We start from the raw sequence: 22,198 nt of genomic DNA, 5'->3' as shown, positions 1-22,198 counted from the left end.
CGTTCCGGCGCCGGTTTGCGTGCCGGTTTCCGAGCCGGATTCAGTGCCGTTCGGACTTGGCGCTGCGCGACATCAGCTCCTTGAGGGCGACCATCGGCGGCTTGCCCTCGTGGACGATCTCCACGACCGTCTCGGTGAGCGGCATGTCGACGCCGTGCCTGCGGGCCAGATCCCGTACGGATTCGCAGGACTTGACGCCCTCGGCGGTCTGCTTGGTGACCGCGATGGTCTCCTGGAGCGTCATCCCGCGGCCGAGGTTGGTGCCGAAGGTGTTGTTGCGCGACAGCGGCGAGGAGCAGGTGGCGACGAGGTCGCCCATCCCGGCCAGCCCGGCGAAGGTGTGCGCGTCGGCGCCCATGGCGAGGCCGAGCCGGGTGGTCTCGGCCAGACCGCGGGTGATCAGGGACGCCTTGGCGTTGTCGCCCAGGCCCATACCGGTGGCGATGCCGACGGCGAGTGCGATGACGTTCTTGACCGCGCCGCCCAGTTCACAGCCCACCACGTCGGTGTTGGTGTACGGGCGGAAGTACGAGGTGTGGCAGGCGGTCTGGAAGCGCCGGGCGACCGCCTCGTCGGCGCAGGCCACCACGGCGGCGGCGGGCTGCCGGGCGGCGATCTCCTTGGCGAGGTTGGGCCCGGTCAGCACCGCGACGCGCTCCGCGGGGACCTTGGCCACCTCCTCGATGACCTCGCTCATGCGCTTGGCCGTGCCCAGTTCGACGCCCTTCATCAGGGAGACCAGGACCGTCCCGTCGGGCAGCAGCGGCGCCCATTCGGCGAGATTGCCGCGCAGCGTCTGGGCGGGCACCGCCAGCACGGCGAACTCCGCGCCGCGCGCCGCTTCCGCCGGGTCGGTGGTGGCCCGTACGGACGCGGGCAGCTCGACCCCCGGCAGGTAGTCGGGGTTCGTACGGCCGTTGTTGACGGCGTCGACCAGGGCCGCACGGCGTCCCCACAGGGTCACCTCGCATCCTGCGTCGGCGAGCACCATCGCGAAGGCGGTACCCCAGGACCCCGTGCCGTAGACGGCGCAGCGCGTCACTTGCTTTCATCCTCCTGTGCCTGCTGGGTGCTTCGGGCCTGCTGCGGGCCGACGGCCGGTTCCGGGGCGGCGGTCCGCTCGGCGGGGGCCGTGGCCGCAGCGGCGCCCTGGGCCGCCTTGGCGGCTTCCCGGGCGGCGCGGCGCTCCCTGGCGACCGCCTTGCGCCAGTCGTACGGTTCGGTCGGCGCGGGCTCGCCGCGCACGACGGCCAGCTGCTCGGTGATGGCGGCCATGATGACCTCGGTGACGGCCCGCAGCACCTCGGCGGTCGGCTCCTGGTCGTAGAACGCGCTCAGATCGACCGGCGGTCCGGCCTGCACCCTCAGCGTCTTACGCGGCAGGAGGCGGAGCTTCTTCTCCTTGGCGTACGGCGGCATCGCGTCATTGGCGCCCCACTGCGCGACGGGAATGACCGGCGCCTTGGTCAGCAATGCCACCCGGGCGGCACCGGTCTTGCCCTGCATGGGCCACAGCTCGGGGTCGCGGGTGAGGGTGCCCTCGGGGTAGAAGGCGACGCATTCGCCCTTCTCGATGGCGCTGACGGCGGCGCGGAAGGCGGTGGCGGCGTCGGTGGTTTCCCGGTAGACGGGGATCTGGCCGGTGCCGCGCATCATCAGGCCGACAAAGCCGCTCTTGAAGAGTCCGGCCTTGGCGAGGAATCGGGGGACCCGCCCGGTGTTGTACTGATAGTGCGCATAGGAGAGCGGATCAAGATACGAGTTGTGGTTGACCGCGGTGATAAATCCGCCGTCGGCCGGAATGTGCTCCATTCCCTGCCAGTCCCGCTTGAACAGAACCAAGAGCGGCGGTTTGCAGATGACCGCGGCCAAGCGGTACCAGAAGCCGATTCTGCGGCGGGACACTGGGACACCCTCCTTGTGGGACCTGCAAAGCTGCTGCGGGCCGGCAGCCGCACAAGTGTCGCCCCAGGTACCCGCTATGTCGAGGACACCGTAACCCCGACGCTCCCGGAGAGCGGCGGCAGCAGGTGAGAATGGCGCCGATGCGACGAGACGGAGCGGATGTGGGCTGGAGCCTGGTGGTACCGCTGAAACCGCTGCTGCAGGCCAAGAGCAGGCTCTCCCCGGCCGCCGGTGAGGAGTTCCGGCCCCGGCTGGCCCTCGCTTTTGCCCTGGATACCGTGGCAGCGGCGCTGGCCTGCAAAGACGTCCGGGATGTGGCGGTTGTCACGGATGACCAGCTGGCCGCGGGGCGCCTGGCGGCGCTCGGCGCGCGCATTGTGCCCGACACACCGGCCCGCGGTCTCAACGCGGCACTGGCCCATGGAGCGGGCGCGGTCCGGGCGCGTCGCCCGGGCGCGGCCCTCGCCGCGCTCAACGCCGACCTTCCGGCGCTGCGCCCCGCCGAACTGGAACAGGTGCTCCATTCCGCTTCGCTATTTCCGCGTGCATTTCTCGCGGATGCGGCGGATATCGGGACAACACTTCTGACCGCGACTTCCGGAGTGGAATTGGAACCGGCATTCGGAGGTCCGTCCCGGGCCCGTCACCTGGCCTCCGGGGCGCGGGAGATCACCACGTCCACGGTGCCGTCGGTACGCCGGGACGTGGACACCGGCGAGGATCTGCTGGCCGCGCTGGCGCTGGGCGTGGGCCCGCACACGGCGCTCCAGGCGCCGCATCTGGCGGGCGGGGCGGGTCGGGCGGCCACGGCCACCGAGGCGCCGGACGGCGCACCACGGCCGGTGCCGCCGCAGGTCAGAGCATCCGGAGCGTGACCGGTCGGAGCGCCGGGGCGGGACCTGTCAGAGGGTCTGGAGCGTGACCAGGGCGATCTGCCGGTCGTCCCCTTCGCCGGTGACCTCGATACGGACCCGCTGACCGGGCCGCAGCAGCAGCAGACCGCCGGCGTCGAAGGCCGCCGCGTCGAAGGGCAGCGGGGTGCCGTCGTCCAGCAGCACGCTGCCGGAGCGGGTCTGGGAGTCGTACGTATACGCGGTGGCCTGCATGGGAGAGAGCCTAGACGAGCAGGCCCCGGGCCCCTTCTCCCGCCCGTGTGCCGGGAAGGACCAGGAGGGAGCGGGAAGGACCGGGGGGCCGGGGAGGTGCCCACCCGAAGGGCCCGGACGCACCGCGGGCCGGGCTCCCCGAAGGGAGACCGGCCCGACGCGTGGCGTCGCCGCTGCTGAATTACCGCTTGCGTGCGGTGGTCTTCTTGGCGGTGGTCTTGCGTGCGGTGGCCTTCTTCGCGGGGGCCTTCTTCGCCGTCGCCTTCTTGGCGGGGGCGGTCTTCTTCGCGGTGGCCTTCTTCGCGGTGGTCTTCTTGGCCGGGGCCGCCTTCTTGGCGGTGGCCTTCGTGGCGGCCTTCTTCGCCGTCGTCTTCTTGGCGGTCGTCTTCTTGGCCGCGGTGGTCTTCTTCGCCGTCGTCTTCTTCGCGGCGGCCTTCTTCGCCGTGGCCTTCTTGGCGGTGGCCTTCTTGGCGGCGGCCTTCTTGATGGCCGTACCACCGGTGAGGCTGCCCTTGGGTGCCTTCTTGACCGAGACCTCTCCGCCCTTGGGGAGCTTCTTCGAGCCGCTGACCAGGTCCTTGAAGCCCTGACCGGCGCGGAAGCGCGGAACGGAGGTCTTCTTGACCCGTACGCGCTCACCCGTCTGCGGGTTGCGGGCGTAGCGGGCTGGGCGGTCAACCTTCTCGAACGAGCCGAATCCGGTGACCGAAACGCGGTCGCCGGTGACAACTGAACGGACGATTGCGTCCAGTACGGCATCCACCGCGTCCGCGGCGTTCTGGCGGCCGCCGAGCTTGTCGGCAATGGCTTCTACGAGCTGCGCCTTGTTCACGTCTTCCCCTTCGGAGACATTGCTGGAACGAAAGTTTCCAAGCTTTTTCGCACGTTAGGCAGATATATACCGCAAATCAAACACGAAACGGGCTAATCACCCTTGTGCCGCAACGAAGTCGACCTTCACGGACTTCCGTCGGCGCGCACATCTTCGGGATAACGACCTTCGTCGAGGTCTTCCATGAACCACTCCAGACGCCTTGCCGCGTCCGCAAGATCGTGTTTAGCCGCGGCCGTGATGACGAGCAGCTTCCGGGTCAGCGCCATCCGTACGCCCTCCGGGACTTGCAGTGTGCGCACCTTTGTATGCGCGTCCTTGAGCCGGTCGGCGACGAGACCGTAGAGCTCGAGTTGGTCGTCGCGTTCCATGCGCTAATTGTGCCATCTGCGGCGAGTTGTCGCTTCACGGGGCCTCAACAGCGCCCTCGACAAGCAGAAGCGCCCCCTGCCAACTGCACAGGGGGCGCATCGTACGCAATATAGCTTTGAGCCATAAAACCCGAGGTCAGACCTCGAGGGTACGCGGCTTGAACGACGGCCTGTTCGCCTCGTACTCCACGATGGCCGACTCCTCCCGAAGGGTGAGACTGATGTCGTCCAGCCCCTCCAGCAGACGCCAACGGGCGTTCTCGTCCAGCTCGAAGTCGGCGCTGACACCCTCGGCGCGGACCTGCCTGCCGACCAGGTCAACGGTGATCTCGGCGGCCGGGTCGGCCTCCAGCAGCTGCTGCAGCCGGTCCACGGTCTCCTGCGGCAGGACCACCGTCAGCAGTCCGTTCTTGAGGGAGTTGCCACGGAAGATGTCCGCGAACCGCGAGGAGATGACGGCCTTGAAGCCGTAGTTCTGCAGCGCCCAGACGGCGTGCTCACGCGAGGAGCCGGTACCGAAGTCGGGGCCGGCCACCAGCACCGTGGCACCCTTGTACCGCTCCTGGTTGAGGACGAACTGCGGGTCCTTGCGCCAGGCCTCGAACAGCCCGTCCTCGAAGCCGTCGCGGGTGACCTTCTTCAGCCAGTGAGCAGGGATGATCTGGTCGGTGTCGACATTGCTGCGGCGCAGCGGGACGGCCCGGCCTGTGTGGGTGGTGAAAGCTTCCATGGTTCAGACTCCCGCGGGCGTGGCGACGGCTGCATCGGACAGATCGGCCGGTGAGGCCAGATGGCCGAGAACCGCCGTTGCGGCGGCAACCTGCGGCGAGACCAGGTGCGTCCGCCCGCCCTTGCCCTGCCGGCCCTCGAAGTTGCGGTTGGAGGTGGACGCGGAGCGCTCACCGGGCGCCAGCTGGTCGGGGTTCATCCCCAGGCACATCGAGCAGCCCGCATGCCGCCATTCGGCGCCCGCCGCGGTGAAGACCTTGTCCAGGCCCTCGGCGACGGCCTCCAGGGAGACCCGGACCGAGCCGGGCACGATCAGCACCCGGACGCCGTCGGCGACCTTGCGGCCCTCCAGGATCGAGGCCGCGGCGCGCAGGTCCTCGATGCGGCCGTTGGTGCACGAACCTACGAAGACCGTGTCCACGTTGATCTCGCGCAGCGGCTGACCCGCCGTCAACCCCATGTACTCGAGGGCCTTTTCGGCGGCGTAGCGCTCCGAGGCGTCCTCGTACGAAGCCGGGTCGGGGACGCTCGCCGAAAGCGGTGCGCCCTGGCCGGGGTTGGTGCCCCAGGTGACGAACGGGGCCAGTGCCGAGGCGTCGATGTGCACCTCGGCGTCGAAGACCGCATCCTCGTCCGTGCGCAGCGTCTTCCAGTAGGCGACGGCGGCGTCCCACTCCTCGCCCTGCGGCGAGTGGTCGCGGCCCTGCAGGTAGTCGAAGGTGGTCTTGTCGGGGGCGATCATGCCCGCCCGCGCGCCCGCCTCGATCGACATGTTGCAGATGGTCATCCGGGCTTCCATCGAGAGTTTCTCGATGGCCGAGCCGCGGTATTCCAGGACGTAGCCCTGGCCGCCGCCGGTGCCGATCCTGGCGATGATCGCCAGGATGAGGTCCTTGGCGGTCACGCTCTCGGGCAGCTCGCCGTCAACGGTGATCGCCATGGTCTTGAAGGGCGCCAGCGGCAGCGTCTGGGTGGCCAGGACGTGCTCGACCTGGCTGGTGCCGATGCCGAACGCCAGCGCGCCGAAGGCTCCGTGGGTGGAGGTGTGGCTGTCACCGCAGACCACCGTGGTGCCGGGCTGGGTCAGTCCCAACTGCGGTCCCACGACGTGGACAACACCCTGCTCGACATCGCCCAGCGGGTGCAGCCGGACGCCGAACTCCGCACAGTTCTTGCGCAGCGTCTCCAGCTGGGTGCGCGAGACCGGGTCGGCGATCGGCTTGTCGATGTCGAGGGTGGGGGTGTTGTGGTCCTCGGTGGCGATGGTCAGGTCCGTGCGGCGCACCTGGCGGCCGGCCTTGCGGAGGCCGTCGAACGCCTGCGGGCTGGTGACCTCGTGCAGCAGGTGCAGATCGATGAAGAGAAGGTCGGGCTCGCCTTCCGCGCGCCGGACGACATGGTCGTCCCAGACCTTCTCCGCGAGTGTCCGTCCCATCGCTTTCCCTCCGGCCGGCCGCATCGCCGGCCTTTCTCGTCCGTGCGCGATGCCCGCAGAAGTCCCCCTGCCAGGCCTTACGCCGTGACCCTGGTCCAGGGCCACACCTACAGATTGACGACTTCCCCGGAAAATTGAACTTGCGTTTCACAGTGTGAGACGCGAGTATCGTTGCATGGACAACTCTAGCGGCGTCGGCGTTCTCGACAAGGCAGCTCTGGTATTGAGCGCTCTGGAGTCCGGTCCGGCCACCCTCGCCGGGCTGGTCGCGGCGACAGGGCTTGCACGACCCACGGCCCACCGGCTGGCCGTGGCTCTGGAACACCACCGGATGGTGGCGAGGGACATGCAGGGCCGGTTCATCCTGGGCCCCCGCCTGTCCGAGCTGGCCGCGGCGGCCGGCGAGGACCGCCTGCTGGCCACGGCCGGCCCGGTGCTCACGCACCTGCGCGACGTGACGGGCGAGAGCGCCCAGCTCTACCGACGGCAGGGCGATATGCGGATCTGCGTGGCGGCGGCGGAACGGCTGTCCGGATTGCGGGACACCGTCCCGGTCGGCTCCACGCTCCCCATGAAGGCGGGCTCGGCCGCCCAGATCCTGATGGCCTGGGAGGAGCCCGAGCGGCTGCACCGCGGCCTGCAGGGCGCGCGCTTCACGGCCACCGCCCTCTCCGGCGTACGGCGCCGTGGCTGGGCCCAGTCGATCGGCGAGCGGGAGCCGGGCGTGGCCTCGGTCTCCGCCCCCGTACGCGGCCCCTCCAACCGCGTGGTGGCCTCCGTGTCGGTCTCCGGCCCGATCGAGCGGCTGACCCGCCACCCCGGCCGGATGCACGCCCAGGCGGTCATCGACGCGGCAGCCCGCCTCTCCGAGGGCCTGCGGCGCACCAGCTGACCACCCCGCGGCCGGGGCGGGCCGGGGCAGGGGCCGCCGTGGGGTGCGGGCTGCGGTCACGATGCCGAAAAAGGCCGCCCGTCGGCTGAGCACCCCGCGGCGGAGCAGGCCAGAGCAGAGGCCGCCGTGAGCTGCGGCCACACATACCGAAAACGCACCGGCTGAGCGCCCCGCGGCAGGGCGGGCCGGGACAAGGGCCGCTGCCGGACGCGGCCCCACATACCGAAAAGGGGTGGCCCCGCGCGGACAGTCCGCGCGGGGTCACCCCGGGCCCTCAGGGCGCCATCCGGTCCGCGGCCCGCTCCCCGCGGCGGCCGACCGGCACCGTCCCCCGGGCCTCCCCCAGCCCGAACGACGGCATATTGACGTAGATGCTCTCGTACGAGCCCGCCGGGACCACATAGGTCTCGTGCCAGAAGCCGACCTTGTCCCGCCCCTCCCGGGCCCGGCGGTTGAACGCCGCCCAGGCAGGGCGGTGCTCGCCGCCCTGGTCCGCGGCGTACGCCAGCAGCTTCTCCTTCGACTCCCAGTACTGGATGAGGCCCAGATTCCTCGGGAGCCCGGGGAGCAGGCGGTAGCCCAGCAATCCGCGGCCCCGGTCACGGGCCAGCTCCTTGATCATGCGCGGCATCGCCAGGAACACCGGAAGCCAACTCCGCACCGCCCACCAGCTGTTGATCCGCATCCCGATGAGGAAGACCACCACGCCGCCCTCACCGTCCGCCGTCATCCGTCCCTGCATCGGCTTGCCGCTCATGACAGCCCCCTTCGTCACACCGGACACCTTGGATAGCATCACTATCCATGCTTGGATAGTGACACTCTCCAAGAGGGAATGCAAGGGAAAGGTGCACAAGGGATGCGACTGGCAGAGCTGAGCGAGCGCAGCGGGGTACCCACCCCGACGATCAAGTACTACCTGCGCGAACGGCTGCTGCCGCCGGGCCGCCGGATCACCGCCACCCAGTCCGAGTACGGCGAGGACCATCTGCGCCGGCTCCGGCTCGTCCGGGCCCTGATCCAGGTCGGCCGGGTGCCCGTCACCACAGCGCGCGAGGTCCTGGCCGCCATCGAGGACGACTCGCTCGACCACCACCACCGGCTGGGCGCGGCCGTCCGGGCACTCCCCTGCGGCCCGGAGCCCGACGAAACGGACCCGGCAACGGCCGCCGCCCGGAACACCGCCGATGAGCTGCTGGAACTCCTCGGCTGGCGCTCCGGCCTCGCCACCTCGCCCGCCTTCGGCATGCTCGTCACCGCCATCACGGCACTGGACCGCCTCGGCTATGCCTGCGACACCGCGCATCTGCTGCCGTACGCGCGCCAGGCGGAACAACTCGCCGTCGCGGACCTGGACGTGCTCGAGGAGTTCGCGACGCGGGAGGAGCAGGTGGAGGCGGCGGTGGCCCTGACCGTGCTCTACGAACCGGTGCTGCTGAGCCTGCGCCGGCTGGCGGAGTCGGAGGAGTCCAACAAGCGCTTCGGCAGCGGAAGCTGACACGAAGAAGCCCCCCGCATGATGCGGAGGGCTTCTCCTTCTTGTACCCCCGACCGGATTCGAACCGGCGCTACCGCCTTGAGAGGGCGGCGTGCTAGGCCGCTACACAACGGGGGCAAGTTTTCCTGCAGTTGACGTGTCCCGAGGACACACCGCGCTGGGCTACCAGGACTCGAACCTAGACTAAATGAACCAGAATCACTCGTGCTGCCAATTACACCATAGCCCATGGTGGTTTAGACCAGTACCCCCGACCGGATTCGAACCGGCGCTACCGCCTTGAGAGGGCGGCGTGCTAGGCCGCTACACAACGGGGGCCCTAGCGATCCTCCACGCAACCGGAGTCGCGTGGGCTCTACATCGTCGCATTCGGGAGCGACCCGAAGGAGACGGAGAGGAAGGATCTGTACCCCCGACCGGATTCGAACCGGCGCTACCGCCTTGAGAGGGCGGCGTGCTAGGCCGCTACACAACGGGGGCCTGGTACTGCGATCAAGAAACCTTCCACACGATCACAGTGGACCGAAAGATCTCTTGCTGGGCTACCAGGACTCGAACCTAGACTAACGGAACCAGAAACCGTCGTGCTGCCAATTACACCATAGCCCACCAAAACTCAACCCCCCGTGGGGGGTTTGTTTGGTTTGCGCTTTCCGGCCGGGCCTTTCGGCCCTCTCGGGCGGCGCAGGAAGAACATTACCTGATCGTGGACGGCGCACCAAAACCGGTAACTTCGCGCAACAGCTCCGGGAGCTCCGCAAGGTCCGCGATCCGCCGCACGCCCTGCGGCGGCGGCTCCCCGGCCCCCTCCCCAGTGCCCGCACGGTCCAGCCATACGGCCGTCAGCCCGGCATCCCGGGCGCCGAGCGCGTCGATATCGAGCTTGTCGCCCACGTAGACCACGTCGCCGGGCGTTAGGCCAAGCGCCTTACAGGCGCCGTGGAATGCCTCCGCGGCCGGCTTGGCGTACCCCAGTTCATCCGCGCAGAGCACCGCCTCGAAGGACTCCCGGATCCCGAGGACGGCCAGCTTGCGCTCCTGGTTGGCGGTGGCGGCGTTGGACAGCACCGCCTGCCGCACCAGCGGTGCCAGCGCCTCCAGTACGGGCGCGGCATCCGGGAACAGGACCCAGGACGCCTCGTAATGGGCGACGTACCGGCCGAACCAGGCGTCGGCCTCGGCGTCGGAGAGCAGCGGGGTCCCCAGGAACGTCCGGGCCCGGGCCCTGCGGTGATCGAGAAAGCCCACCTCGCCGGCGAGGAAACGGGCGAACTCGGTCTCCATGACCGTCCGCCAGCGCTCCAGCGCCGCCTCCTCGCCGCCGTGGGCGGCAAGGACCCCTTCGGCCCGCAGGTGCCGCAGCGCACCGGTCCGGTCCGAGCCGGTGTAGTCGAAGAGGGTGTCGTCAAGGTCCCACAGGACAGCGCGCACGGGCATACCGGCAATGTAGCTCCCGGCGCTCCGGACAGGCCACAGGCCCGGAAGCCGTGCGGCGTCCGGGCCCGTGGGCGCTGCCGCGGGTCAGCCGGCCAGCTTGGCCAGGGCCGCGTCGATGCGCTGGAGGGTGCGCTCCTTGCCCAGGATCTCCAGGGACTCGAAGAGGGGCAGGCCGACCGTGCGGCCGGTGACCGCCACCCGGACGGGGGCCTGTGCCTTGCCGAGCTTGAGGCCGTGCTCCTCGCCGGCGGCCAGGACGGCCTCCTTCAGGGGCTCGGGGCCGGACGCCCAGTCGGCGGCGTCGAGCTTGGCGCGGGCCGTGGTGAGCAGCGCGACCGGGTCGCCCTTCATCGCCTTCGTCCAGGACGCCTCGTCCTCGACCGGCTCCTTGCGGAACAGGAAGTCGACATTGGCGGTGATGTCGGAGAGGACGGTCAGGCGGGTCTGGGCGTGCGGGGCGATGGCCTGCCAGGCGGCCTCGTCGAAGTCCTCGGGGGCCCAGTTGGCGTGCGGGGCCTTCAGCCAGGGCTCGCAGGCCGTGATGAAGTCCTTCACGTCCAGCTGCCGGATGTGGTCGGCGTTGATCGCCTCGGCCTTCTTCAGGTCGAAGCGGGCCGGGTTGGCGTTGACGTCCGCGATGTCGAACTTCTCGACCAGCTCGGCGACGGAGAAGAGGTCCTGGTCCGCCGAGAAGGACCAGCCGAGCAGCGCAAGGTAGTTGAGCAGGCCCTCGGGGAGGAAGCCGCGCTCCCGGTAGAGGTTGAGGTTCGCCTGCGGGTCGCGCTTGGAGAGCTTCTTGTTGCCCTCGCCCATGACGTAGGGCAGGTGGCCGAAGGCCGGGATCGCCTTGGCGATGCCCAGCTCGATCAACGCCTTGTACAGGGCGATCTGGCGGGGGGTGGAGGAGAGCAGGTCCTCGCCGCGCAGGACGTGGGTGATCTCCATCAGGGCGTCGTCGACGGGGTTGACGAGGGTGTAGAGGGGGGCGCCGTTGGCGCGGACGATGCCGTAGTCCGGGACGTTCTCCGGGGTGAAGGTCAGCTCGCCGCGCACCAGGTCGGTGAAGGTGATCGGCTCGTCGGGCATCCGGAAGCGGACGATGGAGGTACGGCCCTCGGCCTCGTACGCGGCCTTCTGCTCGTCGGTGAGCGTGCGGCAGCTGCCGTCGTAGCCGGAGGGGCGGCCGGCGGCGCGGGCGGCCTCGCGGCGGGTGTCCAGCTCCTCAGTGGTGCAGTAGCAGTGGTACGCGTGGCCGGCGGCGAGCAGCTTGCCGGCGATGTCCTTGTAGAGGTCCATGCGCTGCGACTGGCGGTAGGGCACGTGCGGGCCGCCGACCTCGGGGCCCTCGTCCCAGTCGAAGCCGAGCCAGTGGAAGGAGTCCAGCAGCTGGTTGTAGGACTCTTCGGAGTCGCGGGCCGCGTCGGTGTCCTCGATCCGGAAGACCAGGGTGCCCTTGTTGTGCCGTGCGTAGGCCCAGTTGAACAGGGCGGTACGGATCAGGCCGACATGGGGGTTACCGGTCGGGGAGGGACAGAAACGGACGCGGACGGGGGTCGCGTTAGCCACGCTTGATCACCTTGTTGGTGAGAGTGCCGATGCCTTCGATGGTGACGGCGACCTCGTCGCCGACGTTGAGGGGGCCGACCCCGGCGGGGGTGCCCGTGAGGATGACGTCGCCCGGGAGCAGGGTCATCGCCTCGGTGATGTGGACGATCAGGTCCTCGACCGGACGGACCATGTCGCTGGTGCGGCCGAGCTGGCGCTGTTCGCCGTTGACCGTGCACTGGACGGCGAGGCCCGCGGCGATGTCCTCGGGGGTGAGCCCGGTCTCGACCCAGGGGCCGAGCGGGCAGGAGCTGTCGAAGCCCTTGGCCCTGGCCCACTGCTTCTCACGCTGCTGCACATCGCGTGCGGTGACGTCGTTGGCGCAGGTGTAGCCGAGGATGACGTCCTTGGCGCGCTCGCGGGGCACCTCCCGGCACATGCGGCCGATCACGACGGCGAGCTCCGCCTCGTGGTGCACCTCCTGGGAGAAGGAGGGGTACGCGATGGGGTCGCCGGGGCCGGTCACCGAGGTGGACGGCTTGAAGAAGGTGACCGGCACGTCCGGGACGGCGTTGCCCAGCTCGGCGGCGTGATCGGCGTAGTTGCGGCCGATCGCCACGATCTTGTTGGGCAGAACGGGCGGCAGCAGCCGGACCTTGTCGAGGGGGACCTTCTGGCCCGAGCGCTCGAATTCTGCGAAGGGATGCCCCTTGATGACGTCGAGTTCGTCGCCTTCGAGGACGCCGAAGCCGACGTTGCCGTCGATGGAGAATCTGGCGATGCGCACGGGTTGCCGCTGCCCCTCAATTGATCACTGGCCGGAGTTGACACTCCAGGCTATCGCGGGGCCGCTGCTGATCCGGTGACGCTTTACGCCGGGACGTCCTGCGCGGGCGCGTCCATCAGGACGGTGCGGCGGGGATTGGCGGTCTGGGCCGGCAGGTCGACGGTGTGCTGCGGCGCCTGGAGTGCCTCGGTGCCGAGCTCGCCGGCGTCGTTGAGGTGAGCCAGGGTGGTGCGCCGCGGGTTGGCTATGTTGCGGAACATCGTCGTCGTCTTCACTGCTGCTTGCCTCGCGTCATCAAAGGTCGGGAAAGGGCCTGCCGAAAGCTGCCTTGTCACATCCGGCAACTGTGTAAAGCGTCAGGCTATGCACGCTATTCCCTGCGAAGTGCTGGGAAACTCAATGATCTTCCTGTGAGTTTGCTCACGAACCGTGCGACAAATGCCGCATTTTCCATGATCAACATCCCAGGGCGAAACGGACATTGACGGATTGAACTGCACGTTCCGCTCCCGATCACCGCACCTGGGACAGCCGCTGCGAGTGAACGACTCGCGGGCAAACGTCCGTTATGAACAGGGGCACGTTCTACAAGTCGTGACGTGCTCCGTACATTGCGTCACCCACGTCACAGTGCGCGGTTCCGCTCTTGTTGGAGATCCTGCACTGTGCTGGAATTCCACGGACCGCCGCACGTTTCAGCCGGCGCGCAGGGCGCAACGTAGCGCCGCGCGGTGGTGCCGCCCTCTCGGCCAGAGAGGGAAGCCCGCCGGTCACTCACGACCGCCATGGGGGACTCAGCGGTCCCCCATACGACTCGACACCGTCCCGCCGAGGTGGGACGCCTGGTCCAGAGGTTGCGACGCTAGTGCAGGGACGTTTCAAGAGGGATGGCAGCGCTGCGGCGGACCCGGAGCTGCGCGGCGGGACAGACCGCGCCTCCTCGCCCCAGCGCGCCCAGAGCAGTGGTTCCGCCGGGGGCACTCTGCCCGTCGACGGAGGCGGTCAGGCGCCGGGCAATGACGCTGCGGACAGCGGCAAGGCCAAGGCGCCGAAGAGCACCGGCGGCCCCGGTTCGCGAATAGCGTTGCGCAACTGGCGCATCAGTACCCGTCTGGTGTCCCTGCTCGCGCTTCCCGTGGTCGCCGCGACCACGCTGGGCGGTATGCGCATCGGCACGTCGATGGAGAACATCGACCAGCTCGACAAGATGCAGCTGCTCACCGAGATGACCCGGCAGGCGACCGAACTCGCCGACGCGTTGCAGGCGGAGCGGGACAAGTCGGCCGGTCCGCTGGCCGGCAGCGGCAACTCCAAGGACGACGCGAACGTCATCGCGCCCCGTGAGGCGACCGACCGCGCCAAGCTGTCGTTCAACCAGGCCACCGGTGACATCCAGGGCCAGGACGCCACGATGGCCGGTGTCCGGGCGACCGTTCTGGAGATCGGCCGCCAGCTCAACACCCTCAACGAGATCCGCGCCAACGCCTACAAGGACGGCGACAACTCCGCGCGGACCGTCACCAGCTACAACCAGCTGATCAACTCGCTGCTCTCGCTCTCCCAGGACATGGCGCAGGCGACCAGCAACCCGGAGATGATCCGCAGTACCCGTGCGCTGGCGGCGTTCTCGTCGGCCAAGGAGTACGCGTCGATCCAGCGCGCCCTGGTCAGCGCCGGCCTCGCCCACAAGGGCGGCCCCCAGCTGTCCGCCAACGACCGGCTGGCCGGCCGTAACGCCGAGGACAGCGAGAAGGCGGCCCGCGACCGCTTCTCGCAGATCTACACCAACAACGCCGGCGCGCTCACCCGCGGTCTGGACGGCAACAACGACGAGATCAAGGCCGCGGTCGCCTTTGCGCACCGCGCCTTCACCAGCGGCTCCGGCATCCGCAGCCAGGACTACCGCTACCTCGACTGGTACGACTCCGACACCGTCAAGATCGACGAGATGTCGCGGATCGAGACCACGCTGCTCTCGGAGATGGAGCAGAAGTCCCGCGAGCTGCGCGACGAGGCCAAGCAGTCCGCGATCATCAGCGGTGCGCTGATCCTGCTCGTCCTGGGCGTCTCGCTGGTCGGCGCGTTCGTCGTGGCCCGGTCCATGGTCCGCTCGCTGCGCCGGCTGCAGGACACCGCGCAGAAGGTCGCCCAGGACCGGCTGCCCGAGCTCGTCAGGCAGCTGTCCGAGTCCGACCCGCAGGACGTGGACACCTCCGTCCAGTCGGTCGGTGTGCACAGCCGGGACGAGATCGGCCGGGTGGCCGCGGCCTTCGACGACGTGCACCGCGAGGCGGTCCGCCTCGCCTCCGAGCAGGCGCTGCTGCGGGGCAACGTCAACGCGATGTTCACCAACCTCTCGCGCCGTTCGCAGGGCCTCATCCAGCGTCAGCTCTCGCTGATCTCCGAACTGGAGTCCCGCGAGGCCGACCCGGACCAGCTGTCCTCCCTCTTCAAGCTCGACCACCTCGCCACCCGCATGCGCCGTAACGGCGAAAACCTCCTGGTCCTCGCGGGTGAGGAGCCGGGGCGCCGGTGGACGCGGCCGGTGCCACTGGTCGACGTCCTGCGTGCCGCCGCCTCCGAGGTGGAGCAGTACGAGCGGATCGAGCTCAACGCCGTTCCGCAGACCGAGGTCGCGGGCCGGGTCGTCAACGACCTCGTGCACCTGCTCGCCGAGCTGCTGGAGAACGCCACCTCGTTCTCCTCGCCGCAGACCAAGGTCAAGGTCACCGGTCACGCGCTGCCCGACGGCCGAGTGCTGGTCGAGATCCACGACACCGGTATCGGCCTGTCGCCCGAGGACCTGTCGGCGATCAACGAGCGGCTGGCCAGCCCGCCGACCGTGGACGTCTCGGTGTCCCGGCGCATGGGTCTGTTCGTGGTCGGCCGGCTGTCGCTGCGGCACGGCATCCGTATCCAGCTGCGGCCCTCCGACTCCGGCGGCACCACCGCGCTGGTCATGCTGCCGGTCGATGTCGCCCAGGGCGGCAAGAAGCCGGCACCGAGCAACGCCAAGGCCGCCGGCGACCACGGCGGCGGGCAGTCCAGCCGACTCGCGGGGCTGCAGCCGCGCGGTCAGGTCGGCTCGGGTCCCACGGCCGGCGGGCGCCCCGCGCTGCCCGGCCGCGGCGGGCCCGGTGGCGGCCCCGGCGGCGGTGCGCCGAACGCCTTCGGTGCCTCGGCACCGGCAGGCCGTACGGCACCTCCCGGCGCGGGCTCGCCCGGCGCCCCGGCGCGCGGCGGCGACGCCCGCCCGGCCGCCGGCCGTCCCGGCGACTCGCGTCCCTCGCTGCCCACCCGCGGCGCGGACAACGGCCCGGCGCCCACCGTGGCACCGCCCACCGGTGCACCGCGCCGTGAGGAGCGTCCGCAGCTCCCGGCCCGGGGTCCCGCTGCCGAACTGCCGGGCGGTTCTCCGGCCGGCGGCCAGGGCGGCCAGGGCACTTCGCAGCCGGGCGGTACGAGCTGGGGTGCGCGCCGTGAGCGCGGCGGCTCCGACGACTGGCCGCTGACACCCCGCGAGGCGCAGGACCGGCCCCGCGGCCACGAAGAACCGGAGAGCACCGGCAGCTTCGAGCGGCCCGCGCCGACGAGCGGCGGCCCCGGTGACACCGCGGCGTTCGCCCGTCCCGACTTCAACGGTCCGCCCGCCCTCCGCGGACGGCTCCCAGGGCGGCCGCGGCCGGCCCGGCGCGCGTCTCGCCGGCCGGGGTGCGGGCAACGAGCGCGGCGACACCGGGCAGACCGGGCAGTTCGCCGTGCCGGACACCGGTTCGGGCCGGCCCGAGACGGGTCAGCGCGAGACCGGTCGGTACGAGACGGCTCAGTACGACGCCGGGCGGTACGACACCGGCCAGTACGAGACGGGCCAGTTCCCGCAGTCCGGCAGTGACACCGGGCAGTACGAGCGGCCTGCCGGCAACACCGGCCAGTACGAGCGGCCCGGCAGCAACACCGGCCAGTACGAGCAGCCCGGCAGCAACACCGGCCAGTACCGGCGGCCGGACGCCGAGCGCGAGGCGTACGCCGACGAGTCGCAGGGCACCGGGCAGTTCCCGGCGCCGCAGCCGCAGGACAGCGGTGCGCCGTCCGCCGATGTGCTCGGCAACGCGGACGCCGGTCCCGGTGACGGCCGTACGCCGATCTTCGACACCATCGAGTCCAACTGGTTCAACACCCCCGCGGCCACCGCTGCCGGGGTGCCGCCCCAGGGTGCCGCCGAGCCCGAGGCCCCGCGGCTGCCGCGCCGCGAGTCCGCTCAGGACGGCGAGACACGCGGCGGCGCCCGCGGCGAGGCACCGGTCAACGGCGCCCGCAACGCGGCGCCCGCCGAGGCCACGCAGTGGCGCAGCTCGCCGAACGACGAGACCTGGCGGCAGGCGGAGCAGATCCGCCAGCCCGCCGCGGGCGGCATCACCACCTCCGGACTGCCCCGCCGGGTCCCGCGCGCGAACCTCGTCGCGGGCACCGCGCAGCAGCAGTCCACCCAGAGCGGTCCGCAGGTCTCGCGTGCGCCCGGCGACGTGCGGGGCCGGCTGACCAATCTCCGTCGGGGTATCCAGCAAGGCCGGCAGGCCGGGACGTCGTCCACCGGCAATCACGGCATTGTCGATCCCACACACCAGCAGGAGCGTTAGTTGAGTCCGATAAGCCAGGCGGCGCAGAATCTGAACTGGTTGATCACCAACTTCGTGGACAACACCCCCGGGGTGTCGCACACGGTGGTGGTCTCCGCGGACGGACTGCTCCTCGCGATGTCCGAGGGCTTCCCCCGCGACCGTGCCGATCAGTTGGCGGCGGTGGCCTCCGGCCTGACCTCGCTGACCTCCGGCGCGTCCCGCATCTTCGAGGGCGGGACGGTGAACCAGACGGTTGTGGAGATGGAGCGGGGGTTCCTCTTCATCATGTCCGTCTCGGACGGATCGTCACTGGCCGTGCTCGCACACCCCGAGTGCGACATCGGCCTGGTCGGCTACGAAATGGCGCTGCTGGTCGATCGCGCAGGCACCGTCCTGACGCCCGATCTGCGCGCCGAACTGCAGGGCAGCCTGCTGCACTGAAGCGGCGCCCGCAGCGCCGCACCGTTCAGCACCCAACCACCCATGTGCCGCACCCCCCACCGGCCCAACCCGACGACACGTCAGTTGTCCCGCCCGGAGGACCCATGACCCCGCCACCTGCCACTTCCGGCCCGTACGGCGCCTACAGCCAAGCGCCGTACGGGAGCGAAGGTGACCAGCCGCTGGTGCGCCCGTACGCCATGACCGGAGGCCGGACCAGGCCGCGCTACCAGCTCGCCATCGAGGCACTGGTCAGCACGACCGCCGACCCCTCTCAGCTGCCCGGGCTGCTGCCCGAGCACCAGCGGATCTGCCACCTGTGCCGTGAGGTGAAGTCGGTTGCCGAGGTCTCCGCGCTGCTGCACATCCCGCTGGGTGTGGCGCGGATTCTGGTCGCGGACCTGGCAGAGGCCGGAATGGTGGCGATCCACCAGCCCGGCGGCAGCGGTGAGGCCGGCGGTACGCCGGACGTGACCTTGCTCGAGAGGGTGCTCAGTGGACTTCGCAAGCTCTGACAGCAACTCCGACGGGAACGGCACCCGCGCCACCACCTCCGCCAAGATCGTGGTGGCGGGTGGCTTCGGCGTGGGCAAGACCACGTTCGTCGGGGCCGTCTCAGAGATCAATCCGCTGCGCACGGAGGCCGTGATGACCTCCGCTTCGGCGGGGATCGACGACCTCAGCCACGTCCAGGACAAGACCACGACGACCGTGGCGATGGACTTCGGCCGGATCACCCTGGACCAGGACCTGATCCTGTACCTCTTCGGTACGCCGGGCCAGGACCGCTTCTGGTTCATGTGGGACGACCTGGTCCGCGGTGCCATCGGCGCCGTGGTGCTGGTCGACACCCGCCGGCTGGCCGACTGCTTCGCCGCGGTCGACTACTTCGAGAACAGCGGTCTGCCGTTCGTCGTCGCCCTCAACGGTTTCGAGGGGTATCAGCCGCACACGCCCGAAGAGGTGCGTGAGGCGCTGCAGATCAGCCCGGGGACCCCGATCATCATGACCGACGCCCGGCACCGCAGCGAGGCCAAGAGCGCGCTCATCACACTCGTGGAGCACGCGCTGATGGCCCGGCTGCAGTAGCGCGCAGGCGGCCCGCTCCCGCACCGGGAGCGGGCCGTACGGCAGTTGTCACCGGCGGGGGCGTTCCCCCCTGCCCGGGCCGGGTTCCCGGCATCCGTGAGTGGATCTGTGTCCTTCGACACGCCATCAAATTTGCTTCATAACGTTTCGACAGTGAATCAGCGTGGTTTCGACACCCCGCGCGCATGCCCGGCTTCGCTGCGCTCACAGATCTCCTGCATTTTGGCGCCGCTCGCCCTTAACGCCCCTTTTATCTCAGGCCCTTTCGGCCCCGCTCCGCCTTTACCCAGTGTTTGGAACGCACCGCCCTGACGTGCTGAAATTCGCTGAAACTCCGGAGTAGGAACGCCCAGAAGAAACGGCACAGCAAATCAGTGCCGGCGCCGAGAGGTTGTTGGTCGAGTGAGGCGAAGCAAGGCGAGCCCCGAGCCGCAGGAATCGCGGCGGGGCAACTTCACCCCGCCACCCAGAGGTGGCCTACCGGCTTCCGACGCGCCCGAAAATACGGTCGCGAAGCCTCCGGTCAGTGGCGGTAAGTACTCCCCGCGCAACTGGCGCGTGGCGACCCGCCTGAACGCCATTCTGCTGATCCCCGTGCTGCTCGCCCTGGTCTTCGGCGGTCTGCGCGTGGACAGCTCGTTCGGCACCTGGCAGGAAGCGCAGGACGCGGAGAACACCGCGAAGCTGGTGCGCGCCGCGCTCTCCTACAGCACCGCCCTGGTCGACGAGCGGGACCGCACCGCGGCGCCGCTGCTGAAGGGCAAGAAGGACGACCCCGTCGTCCAGCAGGCGCGGGACACCACCGACGCCGCCGCCGCCAGGTTCCACCAGGCCGCCAAGGCCATGCCGGACAAGCCGGGCCTCAAGCGCCGTCTCGCCAACTTCGAGAAGGCCGAGCCCAAGCTCCAGAAGCTGCGCCAGGCGGCCTACACCTCCCGGCTGCACGGGGTGCAGACCGAAGAGGGCTATGTCGAGGTCCAGCACCCGCTGAACGAGTTCGCCAACGAACTCGGCCTGGGCACCGGCAACATCACCTCCTACGGTCGTACGGTCTACGCCATCGCGCTGGCCAAGGCCGCCGAGTCCCTTGAGCGCTCCATCGGCACCCACCTCCTGGTGGACCCGGCGACCCCGCAGGGCGGCAAGGAGCACAAGCTGCAGCTGACCGCCTTTGCGTCGTACCGCTACCTGGAAGGCATCTCCATCGGCGAGTACACCTCCGGCGGTACGCCGGAGGACGTCGAGCGGCTCAACAAGGACGCCAGGGCACTCAAGCAGGCCGCACAGCAGAAGATTGCACGGGCGAAGGCGCAGGCGCAGGCCGCCGGCCGGCCGTTCCGCACCCCGCCGTCGATCGACCAGATGTCCACGCTGATGGCCACCGGTGCGGCGCCGGAGACGCTCGGCGCGCGCGGCATCACTTCGGACAGCTACTTCGCGGCTGCGACCGTCAAGTTCGACATGTACCGGTCCATCGAGAAGGACCTGGCGGACAAGGCCGTGAACGAGGCGGACCAGATCGCCGAGGACGCCAAGCAGTCCACCTTCGTCGACTCCGGCATCGTGCTGGCCGCGCTGATCATCGCGTTCATCGTGGCCGGCCTCATGGCCCGCCGGATGAGCCGCAACATGCGCCAGCTGCGCACCGCCGCCTTCGGCATCGCCGAGCAGCGGCTGCCGATGCTGGTCGACCAGCTCTCGCGGACCGACCCGGGCCGGGTCGACACCCGTGTGCAGCCCATCCCGATCTCCACCACCGACGAGATCGGCGAGGTCGCCCGCGCCTTCGACCAGGTGCACCGCGAGGCCGTCCGGCTCGCCGCCGAGCAGGCGCTGCTGCGGGGCAACGTCAACGCGATCTTCACCAACCTTTCCAGCCGTAACCAGGGTCTGATCGAGCGCCAGCTGGAGCTGATCACCGACCTGGAGAACAACGAGGCGGACCCGGACCAGTTGGAAAGCCTCTTCCGGCTCGACCACCTCGCCACGCGTATGCGGCGCAACGGCGAGAACCTCCTCATCCTCGCGGGCGAGGAGCCCGGCCGGCGCTGGAACCAGCCGGTGCCGCTGATCGATGTCCTGCGGGCGGCGACCTCCGAGGTCGAGTCCTACGAGCGAATAGAGCTCACCGGCGTCCCCGAGAGCGAGATCCACGGCACCGCCGTGACCGACCTCGTGCACCTGCTGTCCGAGCTGCTGGAGAACGCCACCACGTTCTCCTCCCCGCAGACCAAGGTGCGGGTCGCCGCGACCCGGCTGCCCGACGGCCGGGTGATGATCGAGATCCATGACAAGGGCATCGGGCTCACCCCCGAGGACTTCGCGGACATCAACCACAAGCTGGCCAACCCGCCGAGTGTGGATGCCGCGATCTCCCAGCGCATGGGCCTGTTCGTGGTCGGCCGGCTGGCCGACCGGCACGGGATCCGGGTGCAGCTGCGCCCCTCCGGCGAGCAGGCGGGCACCACGTCCCTGGTCATGCTGCCCGAGGCGATCACCCACGGTGGTGGCGGCGAGGAGCAGTACGACGACGACTTCACGGTCTCCCGAATCGTTCCGGAGCACCAGCAGGCGTCGTACGACACCCATCAGCGCACCGCCGCCGAGCTGGGCTTCGACGACACCCGCTACGGCCGCACGGACGGCGCGGAACTGGACATGATGGGCCGCTCGCTGCTCCGCGAGGAGCGCCGGGCAGCCCTGGAAGCCCAGACGGGCGGTGAGCAGTCCGCCGAGTACCAGGGGGACGAGCGTCCGCTCTTCCGTGACGAGGTACCGTCCGCCGGTGGCTACCAGGAGTCTCCCGGTACCTACCAGGACTACCCGCCCCAGGCATATGCGGAAGCCGATCAACCGCTCTACGACGACCGGGCCCACGGCCACCAGGCGTTCGGCGAGGGCAGCTTCGCCGAGACCACGGGCCAGCAGCCTTTCGTCTCCGGTGAAGCGGCACCGTCGGATGACTGGCCCGAACGCCCGGCGTTCGAGGGCTACTTCGGGACCGAAGCGGAATCCGACCGGAATACCACTGCCGCTCCCGCTGACGCCCCCGAGCGCGTACCATTCGAGCGTCCGGGCCCCACACCGAGCGACGCACCGTCGCTGACGGATGCCGGCCTTCCGCGCCGCGGAGGCCGCGACCAGCAGGCACCGCAGGTGCAGCAGCAGCGGAGCACGCCGGAGACCGGCCAGGACGGCTCCGACTGGCGCAGCTCCAATGATGATCGCTGGGAGAGGGCGGAGCGGCTGCGCGAGCCGAAGGCGGGCGGAGTCACCTCCTCCGGTCTCCCCCGGCGGGTGCCCAAGGCCAACCTGGTCGAAGGTGCCGCGGAGCAGACGCCGCAGGGCGGCCCTCAGGTCTCCCGCGCCCCGGAGGACGTCCGCGGCAGGCTGAGTAACCTGCGCCGCGGTGTCCAGCAGGGACGCAACGTCGGCACGGACCCCTCCGGGGTCCCCCAGAATGACCAACAGGGCTTCGGCCCCGGCAGCACCTACGATCAGGAGCGTTAGTG

At 69.9% G+C, this 22,198-nt stretch carries 19 protein-coding genes, 5 tRNA genes and 1 pseudogene; 8 read left to right on the top strand and 17 right to left on the bottom strand.

Annotation, left to right across the window (positions count from 1 at the left end; genetic code table 11):
- Positions 1–40 precede the first annotated feature (40 nt).
- The gene (locus ABR737_RS31900; RefSeq protein WP_350254245.1) at positions 41–1,042 is read right to left on the bottom strand and encodes an NAD(P)H-dependent glycerol-3-phosphate dehydrogenase; all 1,002 of its coding nucleotides are present in this window, start codon (positions 1,040–1,042) and stop codon (positions 41–43) included.
- Positions 1,039–1,905, bottom strand: coding sequence for a lysophospholipid acyltransferase family protein (locus ABR737_RS31895; RefSeq protein ID WP_350254243.1), 867 nt, complete (start codon positions 1,903–1,905; stop codon positions 1,039–1,041). The genes ABR737_RS31900 and ABR737_RS31895 overlap by 4 nt, the downstream gene beginning before the upstream one ends.
- Before the next feature lie 131 nt (positions 1,906–2,036).
- Between ABR737_RS31895 and cofC the strand changes: the two genes are divergently transcribed.
- The gene (cofC, locus tag ABR737_RS31890; protein WP_502964413.1) at positions 2,037–2,780 is read left to right on the top strand and encodes a 2-phospho-L-lactate guanylyltransferase; all 744 of its coding nucleotides are present in this window, start codon (positions 2,037–2,039) and stop codon (positions 2,778–2,780) included.
- Positions 2,781–2,807: 27 nt separating this feature from the next.
- On the opposite strand, the gene ABR737_RS31885 is transcribed toward cofC, so the two are convergent.
- The 5 genes from ABR737_RS31885 to leuC all read right to left on the bottom strand — a co-directional run bounded on the left by ABR737_RS31885 (position 2,808) and on the right by leuC (position 6,378).
- The gene (locus tag ABR737_RS31885) at positions 2,808–3,011 is read right to left on the bottom strand and encodes a hypothetical protein (protein ID WP_350254241.1); all 204 of its coding nucleotides are present in this window, start codon (positions 3,009–3,011) and stop codon (positions 2,808–2,810) included.
- Between the two features lie 181 nt (positions 3,012–3,192).
- Positions 3,193–3,843, bottom strand: coding sequence for an HU family DNA-binding protein (locus ABR737_RS31880; RefSeq protein ID WP_350254240.1), 651 nt, complete (start codon positions 3,841–3,843; stop codon positions 3,193–3,195).
- Positions 3,844–3,968: 125 nt separating this feature from the next.
- The gene (locus ABR737_RS31875) at positions 3,969–4,214 is read right to left on the bottom strand and encodes an SCO5555 family protein (protein ID WP_350254238.1); all 246 of its coding nucleotides are present in this window, start codon (positions 4,212–4,214) and stop codon (positions 3,969–3,971) included.
- Positions 4,215–4,350: 136 nt separating this feature from the next.
- On the bottom strand, positions 4,351–4,944 hold the full coding sequence (gene leuD, locus ABR737_RS31870; protein WP_350254236.1) for a 3-isopropylmalate dehydratase small subunit: 594 nt from the start codon (positions 4,942–4,944) through the stop codon (positions 4,351–4,353).
- Positions 4,945–4,947: 3 nt separating this feature from the next.
- Entirely contained in the window at positions 4,948–6,378 is a 1,431-nt protein-coding gene (leuC, locus tag ABR737_RS31865; protein ID WP_350254234.1) for a 3-isopropylmalate dehydratase large subunit, read from the bottom strand.
- Between the two features lie 175 nt (positions 6,379–6,553).
- On the opposite strand from leuC, the gene ndgR reads away from it, so the two are divergent.
- Positions 6,554–7,270, top strand: a complete 717-nt coding sequence (gene ndgR, locus ABR737_RS31860; protein ID WP_350254233.1) for an IclR family transcriptional regulator NdgR — start codon at positions 6,554–6,556, stop codon at positions 7,268–7,270.
- A 274-nt stretch (positions 7,271–7,544) separates the two neighbouring features.
- Here the strand turns inward: ndgR and ABR737_RS31855 are convergent, their stop codons facing one another.
- A complete protein-coding gene (locus ABR737_RS31855) occupies positions 7,545–8,027 on the bottom strand; it encodes a DUF4188 domain-containing protein (protein ID WP_350254232.1) in 483 nt (160 codons plus the stop codon).
- A gap of 102 nt (positions 8,028–8,129) precedes the next feature.
- Between ABR737_RS31855 and ABR737_RS31850 the strand changes: the two genes are divergently transcribed.
- Positions 8,130–8,768, top strand: coding sequence for a MerR family transcriptional regulator (locus ABR737_RS31850; protein WP_350254230.1), 639 nt, complete (start codon positions 8,130–8,132; stop codon positions 8,766–8,768).
- Between the two features lie 44 nt (positions 8,769–8,812).
- Here the strand turns inward: ABR737_RS31850 and ABR737_RS31845 are convergent.
- The 9 genes from ABR737_RS31845 to ABR737_RS31805 form a co-directional block, all read right to left on the bottom strand.
- A tRNA-Glu gene (locus ABR737_RS31845) sits at positions 8,813–8,885 on the bottom strand.
- A 40-nt stretch (positions 8,886–8,925) separates the two neighbouring features.
- A tRNA-Gln gene (locus tag ABR737_RS31840) sits at positions 8,926–8,997 on the bottom strand.
- 16 nt (positions 8,998–9,013) lie between these two features.
- A tRNA-Glu gene (locus ABR737_RS31835) sits at positions 9,014–9,086 on the bottom strand.
- An 89-nt stretch (positions 9,087–9,175) separates the two neighbouring features.
- Positions 9,176–9,248, bottom strand: a tRNA-Glu gene (locus ABR737_RS31830).
- A 57-nt stretch (positions 9,249–9,305) separates the two neighbouring features.
- Positions 9,306–9,377 (bottom strand) — tRNA-Gln (locus ABR737_RS31825).
- Between the two features lie 87 nt (positions 9,378–9,464).
- Entirely contained in the window at positions 9,465–10,205 is a 741-nt protein-coding gene (locus ABR737_RS31820; protein WP_350254229.1) for an HAD family hydrolase, read from the bottom strand.
- Between the two features lie 84 nt (positions 10,206–10,289).
- Positions 10,290–11,771, bottom strand: a complete 1,482-nt coding sequence (gltX, locus tag ABR737_RS31815; protein WP_350254227.1) for a glutamate--tRNA ligase — start codon at positions 11,769–11,771, stop codon at positions 10,290–10,292.
- Entirely contained in the window at positions 11,764–12,537 is a 774-nt protein-coding gene (locus ABR737_RS31810) for a fumarylacetoacetate hydrolase family protein (protein WP_350254226.1), read from the bottom strand. The genes gltX and ABR737_RS31810 overlap by 8 nt, the downstream gene beginning before the upstream one ends.
- A gap of 83 nt (positions 12,538–12,620) precedes the next feature.
- Positions 12,621–12,797: a hypothetical protein gene (locus ABR737_RS31805; RefSeq protein ID WP_350254225.1), complete on the bottom strand. Its 177-nt coding sequence runs from the start codon at positions 12,795–12,797 to the stop codon at positions 12,621–12,623.
- Between the two features lie 605 nt (positions 12,798–13,402).
- Here ABR737_RS31805 and ABR737_RS31800 point away from each other — a divergent pair.
- From ABR737_RS31800 to ABR737_RS31780, 5 genes and pseudogenes are all read left to right on the top strand, one after another.
- Positions 13,403–17,174, top strand: a pseudogene (locus tag ABR737_RS31800) (sensor histidine kinase).
- On the top strand, positions 17,175–17,597 hold the full coding sequence (locus ABR737_RS31795; protein ID WP_350254223.1) for a roadblock/LC7 domain-containing protein: 423 nt from the start codon (positions 17,175–17,177) through the stop codon (positions 17,595–17,597).
- 104 nt (positions 17,598–17,701) lie between these two features.
- Positions 17,702–18,112: a DUF742 domain-containing protein gene (locus tag ABR737_RS31790; protein WP_030087818.1), complete on the top strand. Its 411-nt coding sequence runs from the start codon at positions 17,702–17,704 to the stop codon at positions 18,110–18,112.
- A complete protein-coding gene (locus ABR737_RS31785) occupies positions 18,093–18,686 on the top strand; it encodes a GTP-binding protein (RefSeq protein ID WP_350254221.1) in 594 nt (197 codons plus the stop codon). The genes ABR737_RS31790 and ABR737_RS31785 overlap by 20 nt, the downstream gene beginning before the upstream one ends.
- 402 nt (positions 18,687–19,088) lie before the next feature.
- Positions 19,089–22,196: a sensor histidine kinase gene (locus ABR737_RS31780; RefSeq protein WP_350254220.1), complete on the top strand. Its 3,108-nt coding sequence runs from the start codon at positions 19,089–19,091 to the stop codon at positions 22,194–22,196.
- Positions 22,197–22,198 lie beyond the last annotated feature (2 nt).

Source organism: Streptomyces sp. Edi2, from assembly GCF_040253635.1.
Classification (GTDB): Bacteria; Actinomycetota; Actinomycetes; order Streptomycetales; family Streptomycetaceae; genus Streptomyces.
Note: the sequence above shows the minus strand (reverse complement) of the source record. Positions and strands in the feature narration are given on the sequence as shown.